The sequence below is a fragment of the Pseudoalteromonas distincta genome, assembly GCF_005877035.1.
GTDB lineage: Bacteria > Pseudomonadota > Gammaproteobacteria > Enterobacterales > Alteromonadaceae > Pseudoalteromonas > Pseudoalteromonas distincta.
The window spans coordinates 1,259,403-1,274,860 of sequence record NZ_CP040558.1 but is presented as its reverse complement, the minus strand read 5'-3'; the positions used below and the strand labels follow the sequence as shown (position 1 = coordinate 1,274,860).

At 38.8% G+C, this 15,458-nt stretch carries 17 protein-coding genes; 9 read left to right on the top strand and 8 right to left on the bottom strand.

Translation table 11 applies throughout. The features are described from left to right. Positions 1 to 18: 18 nt before the first annotated feature. Entirely contained in the window at positions 19 to 1,791 is a 1,773-nt protein-coding gene (aceK, locus tag FFU37_RS05655; protein ID WP_138488947.1) for a bifunctional isocitrate dehydrogenase kinase/phosphatase, read from the bottom strand. Between the two features lie 428 nt (positions 1,792 to 2,219). On the opposite strand from aceK, the gene FFU37_RS05650 reads away from it, so the two are divergent. The 4 genes from FFU37_RS05650 to FFU37_RS05635 all read left to right on the top strand — a co-directional run bounded on the left by FFU37_RS05650 (position 2,220) and on the right by FFU37_RS05635 (position 4,796). Beyond that, complete coding sequence (locus FFU37_RS05650; RefSeq protein ID WP_138488946.1) at positions 2,220 to 3,167, top strand: LysR family transcriptional regulator; 948 nt, start codon at positions 2,220 to 2,222, stop codon at positions 3,165 to 3,167. Positions 3,168 to 3,248: 81 nt separating this feature from the next. Beyond that, positions 3,249 to 3,698, top strand: coding sequence for a GNAT family N-acetyltransferase (locus FFU37_RS05645; protein ID WP_138488945.1), 450 nt, complete (start codon positions 3,249 to 3,251; stop codon positions 3,696 to 3,698). 29 nt (positions 3,699 to 3,727) lie between these two features. Further along, positions 3,728 to 3,934 (top strand): hypothetical protein, encoded by a 207-nt coding sequence (locus FFU37_RS05640; RefSeq protein WP_010554223.1) that lies wholly within the window; start codon positions 3,728 to 3,730, stop codon positions 3,932 to 3,934. Positions 3,935 to 4,364: 430 nt separating this feature from the next. Then, positions 4,365 to 4,796 (top strand): hypothetical protein, encoded by a 432-nt coding sequence (locus FFU37_RS05635; protein WP_002961558.1) that lies wholly within the window; start codon positions 4,365 to 4,367, stop codon positions 4,794 to 4,796. Positions 4,797 to 4,808: 12 nt separating this feature from the next. On the opposite strand, the gene icd is transcribed toward FFU37_RS05635, so the two are convergent. After that, on the bottom strand, positions 4,809 to 6,077 hold the full coding sequence (icd, locus tag FFU37_RS05630) for an NADP-dependent isocitrate dehydrogenase (RefSeq protein ID WP_138488944.1): 1,269 nt from the start codon (positions 6,075 to 6,077) through the stop codon (positions 4,809 to 4,811). Positions 6,078 to 6,265: 188 nt separating this feature from the next. Here icd and FFU37_RS05625 point away from each other — a divergent pair, with 188 nt between their 5' ends. Next, positions 6,266 to 7,069, top strand: a complete 804-nt coding sequence (locus FFU37_RS05625; protein WP_138488943.1) for a M61 family metallopeptidase — start codon at positions 6,266 to 6,268, stop codon at positions 7,067 to 7,069. Here the strand turns inward: FFU37_RS05625 and FFU37_RS05620 are convergent. Next, positions 7,066 to 7,617, bottom strand: coding sequence for a hypothetical protein (locus FFU37_RS05620; RefSeq protein ID WP_138488942.1), 552 nt, complete (start codon positions 7,615 to 7,617; stop codon positions 7,066 to 7,068). The genes FFU37_RS05625 and FFU37_RS05620 overlap by 4 nt on opposite strands. Positions 7,618 to 7,988: 371 nt before the next feature. On the opposite strand from FFU37_RS05620, the gene FFU37_RS20275 reads away from it, so the two are divergent. Continuing rightward, the gene (locus FFU37_RS20275) at positions 7,989 to 8,156 is read left to right on the top strand and encodes a hypothetical protein (RefSeq protein WP_002961566.1); all 168 of its coding nucleotides are present in this window, start codon (positions 7,989 to 7,991) and stop codon (positions 8,154 to 8,156) included. A gap of 139 nt (positions 8,157 to 8,295) precedes the next feature. Further along, the gene (locus FFU37_RS05615) at positions 8,296 to 9,138 is read left to right on the top strand and encodes a transporter substrate-binding domain-containing protein (RefSeq protein ID WP_138488941.1); all 843 of its coding nucleotides are present in this window, start codon (positions 8,296 to 8,298) and stop codon (positions 9,136 to 9,138) included. A gap of 84 nt (positions 9,139 to 9,222) precedes the next feature. Here FFU37_RS05615 and FFU37_RS05610 read toward each other — a convergent pair whose 3' ends face one another. From FFU37_RS05610 to rnm, 5 genes are all read right to left on the bottom strand, one after another. Beyond that, a complete protein-coding gene (locus tag FFU37_RS05610; protein ID WP_039489966.1) occupies positions 9,223 to 9,804 on the bottom strand; it encodes a YceI family protein in 582 nt (193 codons plus the stop codon). A 1-nt stretch (position 9,805) separates the two neighbouring features. Further along, positions 9,806 to 10,357, bottom strand: a complete 552-nt coding sequence (locus tag FFU37_RS05605; RefSeq protein WP_002961572.1) for a cytochrome b — start codon at positions 10,355 to 10,357, stop codon at positions 9,806 to 9,808. A gap of 146 nt (positions 10,358 to 10,503) precedes the next feature. Continuing rightward, entirely contained in the window at positions 10,504 to 11,340 is an 837-nt protein-coding gene (locus FFU37_RS05600) for a segregation and condensation protein A (protein ID WP_002961574.1), read from the bottom strand. 6 nt (positions 11,341 to 11,346) lie between these two features. After that, positions 11,347 to 11,967 (bottom strand): L-threonylcarbamoyladenylate synthase, encoded by a 621-nt coding sequence (locus FFU37_RS05595; protein ID WP_002961576.1) that lies wholly within the window; start codon positions 11,965 to 11,967, stop codon positions 11,347 to 11,349. Continuing rightward, complete coding sequence (gene rnm / locus FFU37_RS05590; RefSeq protein WP_138488940.1) at positions 11,964 to 12,818, bottom strand: RNase RNM; 855 nt, start codon at positions 12,816 to 12,818, stop codon at positions 11,964 to 11,966. The genes FFU37_RS05595 and rnm overlap by 4 nt, the downstream gene beginning before the upstream one ends. A gap of 464 nt (positions 12,819 to 13,282) precedes the next feature. Here rnm and FFU37_RS05585 point away from each other — a divergent pair, with 464 nt between their 5' ends. Continuing rightward, positions 13,283 to 14,851, top strand: a complete 1,569-nt coding sequence (locus FFU37_RS05585) for an anthranilate synthase component 1 (protein WP_138488939.1) — start codon at positions 13,283 to 13,285, stop codon at positions 14,849 to 14,851. A gap of 1 nt (position 14,852) precedes the next feature. Next, on the top strand, positions 14,853 to 15,455 hold the full coding sequence (locus FFU37_RS05580; RefSeq protein WP_008138352.1) for an aminodeoxychorismate/anthranilate synthase component II: 603 nt from the start codon (positions 14,853 to 14,855) through the stop codon (positions 15,453 to 15,455). The last annotated feature ends 3 nt before the right edge of the window (positions 15,456 to 15,458 follow it).

The window sequence follows — 15,458 nt, the reverse complement described above, 5'->3', positions numbered from 1 at the left end:
ACACAGATTCAAACAACCTCAAAAGCGCCAACTTTGTTTATAAGGATAAACATCGGGTAGATAACCATTATGTATTTGTTGCTGACAACTCTGCCAAAACGTCGCTAAAAACAAGTTACTGTGCTCATTATTAAAATAGTTAAACGCAATCTCGTTGGCGCTAAAAAACACCTTAAATTGGCTCGGAAATATATCGTTTTCAGCTATATCAAAATACGAGTTACTACTTAGCTCTTCGAGTGCATTTTGGGTGTGTGGCACGTCTCTAAAGTTACAATCGGTAAGCGGGCAAATTTCGTCAAAGTCGTAAAACACCACTCGCCCCCATCGCGTTACGCCAAAGTTTTTCATTAGCATGTCGCCCGGAAATATATTAGCGCCCGCTAACTCTTTAATTGCTTTACCGTAGTCATGCATCACACTCTCTAAGGTTTTGTTATCGCATTGGTTAATATATAAATTAAGCGGGGTCATTTTACGCTCAACATAAACGTGCTTTAAAATGAGTGCCTTGCCAGATATAACTATGCTGCTGCCAATTTGGCTTTTCATCTGCTCAAGAAGCTCATCACTAAAACGGCTTAAATCAAACGCTAAATATCTAAATTCGTGTGTGTCTACCAAACGACCAACCCTATCGGCTTGTTTTACAAAGTTATACTTTTCTTTGACTTGTGCTTTGGTGGCTGTTTTTGGCGCACTAAATTTGTCTTTAATTACTTTATAAACGTAATCTAGCCCTTCAATAGTAAATACCAGCATTACCATGCCCGGCGTCCCTGGCGCTTTAACATACTTGAAGTTGGCTGGGCTATTTTTAGTCGTATCAACCTTGTGCCGATAAAACTCAGTTTTGGCGTGCTTTATAAAGCCAATGGCGTTAAATAACTCAAAGCGTTGTTTGTGTGGCATTAACACACTTAAGTAATCTACATAACGAGCGGGTTTATCGGTATCAACCATAAAATAGGTGCGTGCAAAACCAAATAATAAACTTAATTGATCGGCGCCCATCATTACAGCATCAAGCTTTATTCCCTCATCGGTATTTAAAATAGCGATAGCAAAAGGCATATTGTCGCCATTTTTAGCAATGCAGCGCCCAATTAAATAACAGGCTTTGTTTCTAAAAAATAATGAGTTGGCGTATTCAATATACCCGTCGTTTAAATTGATAAGTTCGTACACCTGTTTGCATTGCTGCTTAGCGCCTTGCATTAACGTACTTTGTAATGTGGCTACATCGCGTTCTAAATTACTAAATGGCACTCTAAATACTTGATTAGTAATAAGCGTTTTAACGGCGTTATTAAACCCATTATGTAGCGATACCCTGCTCACTAAGCTTTCATAAGAGCGTGGCTCACTACGATACTTGGCTTTTAATACAAACAAATGCACAGTACGAATTTTTTTATCGTCCCAAATTGCGCCAAACGTTGAATTAAAAAAAGTATGCGCAATAGGTTTATTTTCGTGATTTTGTACCATATCGCCGTAAATATTTTTAGCTAACTGCCACGTTTGCGGGCAAGTAAGTTCAGCATAAGCAATAACTCTCACGGCTTCACTCACGTTTTTTACTTCGCGCTCATACACTTGTAAACGTTCACGCATAGCACTTTGCACACTGTGATACTGTCGTTGTTCAAAACGGCTTTGTGCACCCAGTGTAATATTTAAAAATTGCGAAAACATCGCCTCAAATCCAGCAAAAACAGATCGTGCAAGCTTACTGGCTACAACGTGTTGTAGCGCATTATTAGATTGATTTGTTAGCCTATTTTGCATAAATACAGCACTTATATTGATGCCAGTTATGGCGGTTATTTTTTATTAATTGTTTACACCTTAGCAAGCAGGCTTTAATTTAGATAATTAATACAGCATATAAATAGCATTTATTGGGCGTATTGACCTTTCGAGGTTAATTTTGCAGCCGTGTATTTGGTTTTTAAGCAAGGCAAAGTACATGTAGTGTGGTGACTCCCCATAAATGTCCTTTAACGCTGCATAAAGGCCAAATACACACTGCCCATAGGGTTCTTTCTAGGGACGATTAACTCTTTGTTGCCTACATGGATGTAGGTAAGGGGCGTGAGCAGGACGCGGAAGCTTTGCTCGATTTTTACTTAGCCCACTAGGTGGCAAACCTCGCGCCGCGATTAAATCGCCCCTAGATTGAACAAATTTCAACCCTGAAAGGCCAACACGCCCATATGAATATAAGAAACGTCGACCTCAACTTGTTAGTTTACTTAAATGTACTCATCGATGAAAAAAGTGTGTCAAAAGCTGCCAATAAACTCGCGCTTACGCAACCTGCTATGAGTAATGCGCTAAAACGTTTGCGCGATTTATTTGATGACCCGCTACTTGTTCGTGCTGCAGGATCTATGACGCCAACGGCAAAGGCACTTGCGTTAAAACCTGAAGTTGAGGCGCTCTTAAAAATGGCCGAAGCTATTACGCAGCCTAGTGAGCAATTTAACCCTGCAACCGCTGAAGTTACCTTTAGAATAATGGCAAATGACTACATAGAGTCGACCTTAATAGCCCCTTTTATAACGGTGCAGCTTAGTAAAAACCCCGGTATTAATTTTGATGTATTAAGTCCAAGCGACGTAAACCTGCAAGACATGGAAAAAGGCACTATAGATTTAGCAATAAATCGCTTTAATGGTTTGCCACGCTCGTTTCATCAAGCCAGTGTATGGCGAGATAACTACTGTTGTTTAACGCATCCTAAAAATACATTTTTACAACAATCAGGGTTAGACGACTACTTAAAAAAAGAGCATATTTGGGTAAATCGTGCCGGCTGGGGGCCTGAAGCCGCTGTTACTAATAAATCAGGAAAGCAAAAATTAGGCTGGGTAGATGAAGCGCTTTGGCAACTAGAACAAACCCGTAAAATACGTGTTTTTACTCGCCACTATATGGTTGCAAGCCTGCTTTGCCAATCAGAGCAACTTATTGCCACCCTACCGCGCAGGCAAGCTAAGTTATTAACCTCTCATACTGATTTAGTAATCAGCCCTGTGCCATTCCAAATAGTGCCTATTGAGGTAAAGATGATATGGAGCCCACTGCTGCACCATGCACCGGCGCACCAATGGTTAAGGCGTGAGTTATTAGCGTTTGCCAAAACGATTGCAGATAGATAAATTATTATTTTCATCACATCAAACACTAGGTATTTTACTATCGCGCATACTTCCAAGCTTTACTTTCATTAGAAGAATATAATGATAAACAAACTTAATAATAAGAATAACGATACTGCAAATATAATTTTTGCTGTCTTTCAAAAGTCCTATGCTATAGAGGCTAAACTGATCGACGCGCATAACTTTCCTCCTTTAGCGCGTAATATTAAAGGTATAAAAAAATCAGAAACAACCTTTTATGGCTACAGCGAAAATGAATGCTTAGCAGCCGTTATTGAAGTAGATACAAACAACGAGTGTTTAGATATTTGTAGTTTAACCGTTGATCCTAGCTATTTTAAAAAAGGTATCGCAAGTAAGCTAATAAATTATGTTTTAGCAATGGATGATTTATCTCATGCAAGAGTTGAGACTGCAGTTGCTAATACTCCTGCAATAAATTTATATAAAAAGTATGGTTTCGTGGAATTCAAAAGATGGACTCCTTCACATGGTATTGAAAAACTGGCTATGTCGGTCGTAATTTAAATCAGTATTTCAAAATAGGTAATTTATAAATGGATAGTGCATCAATAATTGCGTGGAGTGTTTTGTTTGGCGGCATAGGTATTGGCTACCTTACTTACGGGCGAAGAAAAAAAGCCGTAGTGCCACTTTGTATTGGTTTGTCATTATTGGTTTTTCCGTACTTTATGACCAGTGTTAGCATGCTGTTGATTGTAGGCGGTATTTTAGTAGCTATTCCCTACTTTATTAAAATTTAACATTACTATTGTTATTGCTATTGCTATTGTGACGGCTGAATAAAATACACGAGAAAATAAAAAAGCGCCGTGGTATTCAACTTTGGGAAAATACCATGGCGCTTTTGGAAATCGTCGATATAGGAGTCTACCTACAGTGTAAGATTAGCAAGCTTAGTACCAACTTCATAAAAAAAATTAAAATTCAATAAAAACAATTAACTAAGCATCCACCTTAACTCATCAACTAATCCCCTTGTTCCAGTTTTGTGCACGTTTTTACCGCTCTGCACCAAATTAATTAGTATAATTTAGGTATGTTTTCTATTTTTTATTTAGTTTTAAAACTTACTATTGATGAAATCAATGTCAGTTATTGAAAACAACAATTTCATTAATAATACACTTAGCGCTAGAGTGAAGTTAAGCCAACAAACTAAGAGTAATAATTATGACAACATCAAGCTTTACACAACAAGACGGGTTATTTATTGATGCTAACTTACATCAGTTTATTGAAGAGCAGTTATGCGCAAAAACTAACACCACTGAAACTTACCAAGCATTAGCTACTTTAGTTGATGAGTTTGGTTGTAAATGCCGTAAAACAAAGCACCAACCAAATGATGTATTAGAAGTGGATACATTGCTAAACGCATACCAACTTAAAAACCACCCACTTTGCCATGTTGATGCACAAACGACGGAAGCCGTTTTAGACGAATATTGCTGCCAGGTTCCTGCAATTATTGTTGTTGCGTTAATGGATACGCTTAGTGGTACGCAGTGCGATGAACCTCAAGCACATGAGATTTACCATCGTGCAGCGCAGTTAACCAACCGCCCTTGCATGCACAGAGTAAAAACTGCCTCAGCAGCTTAATAATGAATGTGTTTAAAAGTGCTCGATAACCTTCTTTGCAAAGCCAGTACAAGTTAAGGTTGTCGAGTTATGAATACTTGAGTTATCGCTCTGCTCTTGCGCTAAATCAAAGGTTACTTCACCACTTTTAAATGTTTGCTCTAACGCATTTTCTATCAGTAATGCGGCCTCGTCCCATCCCATAAATTTAAGCATTAATACCGCACTTAAAATACTACTGCTGGGGTTTGCTTTATTTTGCCCTGCTATACGTTCAAACGTGCCGTGTGTAGGCTCAAAAAATGCGACATCGTTATTTAAATTTGCAGCAGGCATTATGCCAACACCGCCAACTTGTGCGCTCAACATATCCGCTAAAAAGTCGCCGTTTTGATTAGTCGTCACCACTACATCAAATTGCTCTGGGTGCATTAAACATTGCTGCAGCATATTGTCGGCTATAACTTCTTTAATAATTAGAGGTGCTTGATTTACTCGCTCTATTTGCAGCCAACGCCCATTTTCATGTGCAGTGGCATTAAATTCGCTTTGTGCAAGTGCATACCCCCAACGCTTAAATGCCCCATCGGTAAATTTAAGTACATTGCCTTTATGCACTAGCGTTAACGATTCACTATCGTTTTTAAGTGCATAGTTAATGGCAAAGCGCATTAGTCGCTCAGAGCCTTCTTTAGATATATTTTTAATACCAATACCGCATTCTTGTGAAAACCTTAAGCGGGTTACGCCCATTTCCTCGCATAAAAAGTCGAGCATTTTTTCGCTTTCTACACTGCCTGCTTGCCACTCAATACCTGAGTACACGTCTTCGCTGCTATCACGAAGCACTGTTATGTTTGTTAAAAAAGGATTTTTTAAAGGAGAAGGAAGTGCGCTAAAGCCTTTTATAGTGCGCATATTTACAAACAAATCCATTTCTTGCCTGAGTGCAACATTAAGCGATCGAAAGCCACCACCCAGTGGTGTGGTTAACGGCCCTTTTATGGCAATTTTGCAGGCACGTACCGCGTTAATTGTTTCTTGCGGAAACCAATCACCGTCATACAGCTTTGCGGCCTGCTCGCCGTTATAAACTTGCATCCAATGAATTTTCCGTGCACTTTTATAACAATGCTCAATTGCACTATCAACAACGTGGCGCATCACCGGCATAACATCCAGCCCCACGCCATCGCCATCAATAAAAGCAATAATAGGTTCTAACGGTATTTGCCAGTGTCCTTGTGCATCAATAGTGATATTTTGGCCGTGCTCAGGAACTTGAATATGCTGATACGTCATGGCTAAAACCTAACTTAAAATAACGATTAATTGATTAAACCATGCTTAGCTAGAAGTGTCTGTATTTGTACTTTTATAGTTACTATCATTTTAAAAAATAAAGAATTAGGCGTGATTATTTATCCATTTAGTTGGTCTTGTATGTTAACCCTAGCGTACCAGTTATTAAATTACAGTGGAGCATTTTAATGAAATACTTTTTTGTACTGCTACTATCAATCAGCTCTTTTAACGTATTAGCCGTTGAAGTAGTCATACATAACCTTAGCTCGCTCTCAAGTAATGCTCAAAACACAGTATCTACATGGGTTAACCAAAGTGTTGAAAAAACACAAAATACACTGGGGCCTTTAAAACAAACCACTTTGCCTATTTATTTAAAACCGCAATACTTTGCTTTTGAGCCTGTACCTTGGGCTACAGTTAAACGCAATAACCCCGATGGGCTTGAACTACATGTAGATCGCTACGCCAGTTTAAATGCATTCACTAAAGATTGGACGCTATACCATGAACTTTCGCATTTATATTTGCCGCTACTTCCCTACTCCGGTTTTTGGCTAAGCGAAGGTTTTGCCAGTTATATGCAAAACGTAATAATGCGTGACAGCGGTATAATCACCCAGCCGCAGTTTGTACAACGTTTAAATGCAGGATTTGATCGTGCCCGCCAGCAAACCAAAACTAAAACACAGCCACTCAATAAGCTCTCTGCCGATATGTGGAAACAACGCGCCCAGCAACGTGTTTATTGGACGGGTGCGGCTTTTTTTGCACAGGCCGACCTTAAGCTACAAAAACAAGGTTTATCTGTCGCGGGTATAATAAAACAGTATCAAACATGCTGTAGACCCGCTCGCTCTAGTGCTAAAACCTTTATAAAAGAGTTAGATAAACTATCCGGCAGCAGCATTTTTACAACGCTGTATGCAAAATATAATACCCGTACTGATTTTCCTGATATTAATAAAAAGCAGCTAAACACGCTTTAATAGCTGCTCTGTTTTATATAGTTACTATATTCAACCAGCCCTTGCGCATCAAAATTGGTTGAGTACTCGTTCATAAAACCATGCAAAAAATTGGTTTTATAGCACTTAACACCCGCTTTGGTGCTTAAAGCTTTAATAACTTCATCAACATTAAAGTGACTCTCACTTGCTGGGAATATGAATTCACAGGGTACATTTGCATCTAACGCTAAATAATTACGAATTTGCGACGGATAAAAGCCAATTAACTTTTTAAGGTGTGTATTGCCTGTTAATAACTGTGCCCGCCATGCTGCGCTTGCCCCTGCACTAAAAGCAATACACGTGGTAGGTACTTTTAAACTCTCAAAGCATTTTTTAAGTTTGTCCGTGTATTTGTCATGTCCACACTGCTGAATAAAATTATTATAACTATCTTGTTCACTTTCAATAGCTTGAATCCTGTTATTGTAAGGGTCAACAATCACTAAATGTGAACTAATTGCCTGTGATAACTTACTTAAAGCAGGGGTTAAACCATAAATATCACTCACTATCAGGTAATTCATACTTATCCTTTGGTAACTAAAAATGGGCTTTGTAAGCAGTTGATAAGATTTATTATAAATATTTTTATAATAAATAGCTTGCACACAATTTATATATAAGTTACCTTCCCTCTCTGGTTTAAAGAAACCGCCGCGGTTAACCATTTACCCTGATCCAGTAAGCCCCGCAAAACGTATATTTGAAAGCTAAGTTATTGTACGGCGAGAACCCCTTGAATAATACCGAGATGATTTTTTACTATCATCGCAAAAGTGTCATAAAGATCGTCAACACTGTAATGAAGCTAAACACAACATCGTTAATTTATTGACTGCAATTTGCTATAAAAATATAGCGCAGAATAAATAACAAGAATAAAGTGAGTTTTATTATGTCTTATAAATATAATGGGTCTATGATCCAAATAGCACATCCAGTGCAATCAATTTCAGTAAACAAACATCGTGTAATCTTCAGTGATACACAAGGTTTAAAAAATGCATTATTTCAAAAAGCGAGTGATGCACGCCAGTTTGTTAAGTGGCTAAAAGCTAACTAAGCAACACATAACTTTAATTGCCATTCTATTATTGCAATTATTGATAAGATATTATGCCAGCCTTGTTGCTGGCATTTTACTTTTTAGCCTTTTATTGGTTACAATAGTTTTACAATAATAATTACTGGTAGCTGTTGTAATGCTCCGTATATTTTTAACTTTCTTACTTTTTTTCTGTCTGATCTCAATAAGCAATGCTAGAACCATAAACTGGCTAGCGCACGATTTTGCACCCTATTATATTTTAAATGGTCAATATCAACACCAAGGCCGTGACGAAAGCATAATTTCTTTACTTGAAAAACAACTCCCTAATATTACCTTTAACCGCATGCTTATCCCCTCAGGTAAAGTAATTCAAGAGCTGTCTAATACTTCAAATAATGTTTGTGCGTTATCGCTTTATAAAAATGATTACAGAAAAGAGCATATTTATTTCACAGACGAAAGCTCAACAACGGGCCTCTCGCCTTCAATAGCAATGCACAAAAAGCTCGCCAAAGCGCTAAATATAGCGGAATCAAAAGAAGTATCACTACTCAATTTAATACAAGATAAAAAACTAACTCTTGGAGTTTCTATGAGCCGCTCTTACGGCCAAGAGATAGATACTTTAATAAACAGTACACCCAACATTGATTTAGTAATTAGACCCACACGCGATAGCCTAGCGAGCCTCACATATATGCTTAACCTAAAACGAATTGATATTTTGCTGGGTTACCCAAGCGAGCATTACTATTTAGCTAAATCAATGCACTTTGAAGAAAACTTAACGCAGCGTCCATTAACCGAATCTCCAGCGCTCAGTTATGGCTTTATTGGTTGTACTAAAAACGAGCAAGGCGCAAAAGACATCGCTATTCTTAATGAGCAGCTTAAAGTTATTAAAAAAACGCAGGCTTATAACGATTTACTTATGCGCTGGTTGCCTGAGGATTTAAGGCCGCTATTACAGTCACGTATTAATAGCACAAAATAAACAAATTCAAAGTCGCTTAATTTGAGTTTCTGTTAAGCAAAAAAAACGCCACAGTAAGTGGCGTTTTTATATTCAATAACTGTATTACTTACGAACGCCTTCTATTGATAAAATAATATCAACATGAGTAGATGCAGGCCCTAAGTTGTAATCAATACCGTAGTCGGTAAGTTTAAGGCTGGTTTCGCCTTCAAAACCTACGCGGTATCCACCCCACGGATCTTTACCTTCGCCCACTTTATCTATTTCAAAGGTAATAGTTTTAGTTACGCCATGCAGCGTAAATTCGCCGGTTACGTCGGCCTCTTCACCATCTTCATCAAATTTAATGCTGGTGCTTTTAAATGTCGCTTTTGGGTATTTATCCACATTTAAAAAATCTTTACCATGTAGGTGCTTATCGCGCTCTGCATGGTTAGAATCAAGGCTGGTGGTGTCAATATTTACCATAATTTTTGATGCATCAGGATTTTTAGCATCGTAACTAAATGTGCCGTCAAAAGTATTAAAACGACCATATAACCAGCTGTAACCTAAGTGTTTAATTTTAAAGTTAACAGATGCGTGCCCGCCTTTTGTATCAATTACATAATCAGCTGCATTAGCGGCTGTTGCCGATAACATCATTGCAGCCGAAACGGCTGTGCTTACTAATAATTTTTTCATTTTAATCATCCTTTAATGGTTTGATCATTCTGATTAAGGTTTTATCTTTATCGATAAAGTGATGTTTTAACGCCCCTAGTGCATGCAATACTGCAAACCCTATTAATGTGCACGCGCCGTAATAATGTACTTTTCCTGCAATATCGGCTTGGTCATCAAAAGCAAAATCAAGCGCTGATACGTTAAATAAGGTAAACACTTCTATTGGACGTCCGTCTGCGGTTGATATTAAATACCCAGCAACAACAATAACGGCCAAAATAATATACATAGCAATATGCGCGGTGTGTGCTAATTGGTTCATACCTTTACTTTCACCTAATGGTTTAGGTTGTGTAGATAAAGCACGCCATAAAATTCTAAATAAAAATACGGCCACAAGCGTAATACCAATGCTTTTATGTAAATCGAGCGAGCCTTTATACCAGCTATCGTAATAAGTAAGCTCAACCATATATAAACCTAAACCAAACAGGCCAAAAATAGTCAACGCCATGAGCCAATGTAAAATAATGGCGACAAGTCCGTAAGATGAAGGTGTATTTTTAAACATGTGTAACGTCCTATAATGCTATGACGTTACAATATAGTGCATAGCCGTAAATGAAAATAACATTTACAAACACTTTACGTGCGTATACGCACAGAACTTTGATAATTAAAGTCAGTTTTTAGAAGTTGAGGATTAAACAGATAAGTTTATAGGGTGGATTGCTCGCTCAAGCTGACATAAATTAAGCTCTCTGGGCTTACTTGCAAACAAGTAACAAGTCCTTCTTTAATGAGCTCAAGCATGGCTATAAAACTAACCACCACACCACTACGTCCTTCATCAGGCGTAAAAAGCGTATTAAATACCACCGCTGAATTTGCTTTCGATAGCTGTTGTAATATTTGGCTCATTCTCTCTCGGGTTGAGAGTACTTCGGCAGTAATTTGATGATGTTCAAACGTTTTTGCTCGCGCCATAACATCACTCAACGCCAGCATTAAGTCTTTAAGTTCAATATCGGGGAGGTTTTGACTTATGTCTTCATTTATTGGCATAGCGGCATGCGCTATAAAAATATCACGCCCAACACGGGGGATATCATCGAGGTTTTCGGCGGCTTTTTTAAATAACTCATATTCTTGTAGACGTTTAATAAGCTCAGCGCGAGGGTCTTCTTCCTCTTCAAGCTCTTCGTGAACAGGGAGTAATAAGCGCGACTTAATTTGTGCAAGTAACGCAGCCATAACTAAATATTCACCGGCAAGTTCGAGTTGAAACTCGGTCATCATTTCAACATAACTTACATACTGCTCTGTAATACTAAAAATAGAAAGATCGAGCACATCAAGTTTATGCTTTTTAATTAAATAAAGCAGTAAATCGAGCGGGCCTTCAAAGGTTTCTAATATTATTTCGAGCGCATCGGGCGGAATATATAAGTCTTCTGGTTTGTCTACAACCGCTTTACCATGCAAAAAAGCCAGTGGCAGCTTTTGCTGCACTGGCTTTTCACTACTTTTTGTATCAGCAGTACTTTCGCTCACTTGTTATTACTCAAACGGGCTTGTATCACCACAGCCAACACGCAATATTTTAACTTCATCTTCTGACAAGTCGATTACTGTGGTTGCTTGCTCGGCTAAATGGCCGCCGTGAATAATTAAATCAACGTGTTTATCTAATCGCTCTAATATTTCATCCGGATCTGATTCAGTAAACTGCTGCCCGGGTAAAATTAAAGAACACGACATTAATGGCTCGCCAAGTTCGGCAAGTAACGCACAAGCAATTGGGTGTTCAATTACACGCATGCCAATGGTTTTTTTCTTGTCGTTTAATAGACGCTTAGGGACTTCTTTTGTGCCTTTAAAAATAAAGGTATAAGGCCCTGGCGTATTATTTTTAATTAATCTAAATAGCTGGTTATCTACACGTGCATAAGTAGATAGCTCCGATAAATCACGGCAAACTAGCGTAAAATTATCGTTTTTTTCAATACCACGAATACGCTCTATGCGCTCTTTGGCTTGCTTATTACCAATATTACAGCCAATAGCATAGCCCGAATCTGTTGGGTAAACAACAACACCACCTTGTTTAATAATATCAACGGCTTGACTAATCAATCTTGGTTGCGGGTTATCAGGATGAATATGGAATAATTGACTCATGTTAATGCCCCTTCTTGTCCTTCCCAAACTTGCCAAACACCTTGGCAGTCTTTCGGTAAGTATAAATTTTTGCCAAGCTCTAAATAGCTTGTCGGAAAATGAAAATCAGACCCTTGCGAGCAAAGTAGTTCGTACTCACGACTGAGTTCACCTAAAAATTGACGTTCGCTTGGCGCCTGTTGAGGTTGTGCAACTTCCATTGCGTCTCCTCCTACACTTTTAAATTCTACTAATAATTTGCGTAGCCACTTGTTTGACATTTGATAGCTACTTGGGTGAGCAAGTACAGCAACACCACCAGCGGCATGTATTGCCTCCACAGCGGTTTGCATGGTGCACCAGCAACTAGGTACATAGCCTGTTTTGCCACGACCTAAATACTTTTTAAATACACCAGGAAAGTTTTTTGCTACACCGCGCTCAATAAGAGCGCGTGCAAAATGTGCGCGCGTAATTTGCGCGTCTTTTGCCAGCTCTTTAGCTTGCTCGTAAATGCCATCAAAGCCATTTTTTGCAAGGCGTGCGCCAATTTCTAGTGCACGCTCTTCTCGCTTTTGCTGCTGAGCCGTTAATAAAGAAGTAAGGTCAATATTATTAATATCAATATTTAAACCTACAATATGAATTTCGAAGCTTTCCCATTTGGTAGACACTTCGGTACCCGTTATTAATGAAAGCGGTAAGTTTTCTGCTTCAATAAATTGCTGAGCAGGCTTAATAGCCGCCACAGTGTCATGATCGGTAATAGCAAACACATCAATATTTTTATCAACAGCGCGATGCAATAATTCTTCAACCGTCAAACGCCCGTCTGAATGTGTAGTATGGCTATGTAAATCGTATTTTATCAAAAGAAAACTGCTTAAAATTAAGGGTTACTGGTGTTTATGTAAGTATAACAACTTTTTTGACTAAATTGTTTTAAATAAACACTTGACACAAAAGCATAAGATACGTTTTACTGTAGCCACTTTCAGACACATTAAGAATTAACAATAATGATCAATTCAAACTTAAACACTATTTGGTGGTGGCACTCGTAATTTTCGGGTGATGAATTGTCGTGTCTAGCAAAAATTCAAAACCCGCAACTATGCGGGTTTTTTTTTAACTAAATTTTACGAAACGTATACGTTAAAAATATTTAATAAATTTTGAGGCAGAAAAACATGAATAACGGTCTTACTCTTACACATCGTTGGTGGTGGCGCCTGATATAGCGGGACGGTAATGATCTGTTTGTAATTTAGATATCGTTATTCAAACCCCGCATTGCAAAAGCATTGCGGGGTTTAATTTTTTGAGGGAATGAGGTTTGATTTTTAGTCATATAACTACCACACCAGGCGAAGTAACAAGCATTACGCAAGTACGCGACTATATTAGTAGCCCTCTTGCATTATACGCGGCACTTGATAAGCCTAACTCACTACTGCTTGAATCAGCTGAGATTGATTCTAAAGACAGTGTAAAAAGTTTAATTTTAGTTGATAGCGCCCTGCGCATTGTATGTAAGGGTAAAACGGTAACGGTTAGCGCACAATCTAATAACGGCAAGCAATTATTAAGCTACTTACAAGCAAATGTTAAGAGCTGTGATTCACAATTAAACGACACAACGCTTACACTTAACTACCAAGACACAAGCAGCGATATAGACGAAGCAAGTAAGCTTGTTGCCGATAACGCCTTCAGCGCTCTTCGTAACTGTATTAACAGCATTCAAAGCACTACCGAAAATCCGTTTTCGGTATTTTTAGGCGGTGTGTTTGCCTACGATATGGTGGCAAACTTTGAGCAATTAAGTGATGTACCTGATGGCGAAAACACCTGCCCAGATTACGTATTTTATTTAGCTGAAACGTTAGTTGTTATTGATCATCAAAAACAAACAACCGAACTCATTGGTAATGTATTTAATGGCCCAGACGTACACGCTAACTGCTTTGAAGTAGGTAAAGAGCTTGAGCGGTTAAATACACTTTGCGATAACGCAGCAGAATTTAGTGCGGATATGCAAAGTGGCGAATGTGAGGTAAGCGTTGATATAAGCGACGAAACGTATTGCGAGCAAGTTGTTAAGCTTAAAAAGAATATTGTTGATGGTGATATTTTTCAGGTAGTGCCGTCGCGTACATTTTCACTACCTTGCCCTGATTCTTTACATGCGTATAGCCAGCTTAAAAAGCAAAACCCAAGCCCTTACATGTTTTATATGCGCGATGAAGACTTTGCATTATTTGGCGCGTCTCCTGAGTCGGCCCTTAAGTACGACGTAAGTAATCAGCAAGTAGAAGTTTACCCAATTGCTGGTACTCGAGCGCGCGGCAAATTTGCTAACGGGCAAATAAATCCAGACTTAGACAGCCGCATTGAGCTGGAACTAAGAAACGATCAAAAAGAGCGCGCCGAGCATTTAATGCTTGTTGATTTAGCGCGTAACGACGTAGCCCGCATTAGTGTTGCAGGTACTCGTTTTGCCAAAGAGTTATTAAAAGTAGACCGCTATTCACAGGTAATGCATTTAGTTTCACGCGTTGTTGGCACATTAAAACCAGAACTTGATGCACTGCACGCTTACCAAGCGTGTATGAATATGGGCACCCTTGTTGGTGCACCAAAAGTACGTGCTGCTGAGCTTGTTCGTCAAACTGAAGGGAAACGCCGTGGCAGTTATGGCGGCGCTGTAGGTTACTTAACCGGTGATGGCGCAATGGATAGCTGTATTGTTATTCGCTCTGCTTTTGTTAAAAATAACATAGCCTACGTGCAAGCAGGTGCAGGTGTAGTGTTTGACTCAGATCCTATTTCAGAAGCAAACGAAACTCGCGCTAAAGCACAAGCGGTTATCACCGCCATAAAATCTACGTATAAGGCGGTATAAAATGAGTAAAACGAATCCTATTAAAATCTATTTTTTAGATAACTTTGACTCATTTACATATAACTTAGTTGATGAGCTTACGATGCTTGGCTGCGAACTGGTTGTTTACAGAAACAACATTAGCGCTGAGGTTATTTTTAATAAAATGCGCCAAGAGCAAGGACAAGTACTCTTAGTACTTTCCCCAGGTCCTGGCACACCAAGCGATGCAGGCTGTTTAATGGAGCTTATTGAGCTCTCTAAAGGCCACTTCCCAATGCTAGGCATTTGTTTAGGCCAACAAGCATTAACACAAAGCTATGGCGGAGTAATCGGTCATGCGGGTGAAACCGTACATGGTAAGTCTTCAATTATTAATTTAGGCGAACATCCTGTATTTGATGGTATGGGCAATACAATGCCTGTAGCACGTTACCATTCGTTAATGGCAACAAAAGTGCCTGATAATATAAAGGTTATTGCCCAGTACGAAGATATCCCTATGGCTATTTATCATCATGATGACAACGCATTGGGTTACCAATTTCATCCAGAATCTATACTGACGCCAAACGGCGCAATGCTACTTCAGCAAAGTGTCGCTTACTTAACACGTGCCAAATAATAG

Bases quoted from the DNA above. Each gene is read 5' to 3' on its own strand.
- aceK (WP_138488947.1), bottom strand. From the start codon at position 1,791: ATGCAAAATAGGCTAACAAATCAATCTAATAATGCGCTACAACACGTT.
- FFU37_RS05650 (WP_138488946.1), top strand. From the start codon at position 2,220: ATGAATATAAGAAACGTCGACCTCAACTTGTTAGTTTACTTAAATGTA.
- FFU37_RS05645 (WP_138488945.1), top strand. From the start codon at position 3,249: ATGATAAACAAACTTAATAATAAGAATAACGATACTGCAAATATAATT.
- FFU37_RS05640 (WP_010554223.1), top strand. From the start codon at position 3,728: ATGGATAGTGCATCAATAATTGCGTGGAGTGTTTTGTTTGGCGGCATA.
- FFU37_RS05635 (WP_002961558.1), top strand. From the start codon at position 4,365: ATGACAACATCAAGCTTTACACAACAAGACGGGTTATTTATTGATGCT.
- icd (WP_138488944.1), bottom strand. From the start codon at position 6,077: ATGACGTATCAGCATATTCAAGTTCCTGAGCACGGCCAAAATATCACT.
- FFU37_RS05625 (WP_138488943.1), top strand. From the start codon at position 6,266: ATGAAATACTTTTTTGTACTGCTACTATCAATCAGCTCTTTTAACGTA.
- FFU37_RS05620 (WP_138488942.1), bottom strand. From the start codon at position 7,617: ATGAATTACCTGATAGTGAGTGATATTTATGGTTTAACCCCTGCTTTA.
- FFU37_RS20275 (WP_002961566.1), top strand. From the start codon at position 7,989: ATGTCTTATAAATATAATGGGTCTATGATCCAAATAGCACATCCAGTG.
- FFU37_RS05615 (WP_138488941.1), top strand. From the start codon at position 8,296: ATGCTCCGTATATTTTTAACTTTCTTACTTTTTTTCTGTCTGATCTCA.
- FFU37_RS05610 (WP_039489966.1), bottom strand. From the start codon at position 9,804: ATGAAAAAATTATTAGTAAGCACAGCCGTTTCGGCTGCAATGATGTTA.
- FFU37_RS05605 (WP_002961572.1), bottom strand. From the start codon at position 10,357: ATGTTTAAAAATACACCTTCATCTTACGGACTTGTCGCCATTATTTTA.
- FFU37_RS05595 (WP_002961576.1), bottom strand. From the start codon at position 11,967: ATGAGTCAATTATTCCATATTCATCCTGATAACCCGCAACCAAGATTG.
- FFU37_RS05580 (WP_008138352.1), top strand. From the start codon at position 14,853: ATGAGTAAAACGAATCCTATTAAAATCTATTTTTTAGATAACTTTGAC.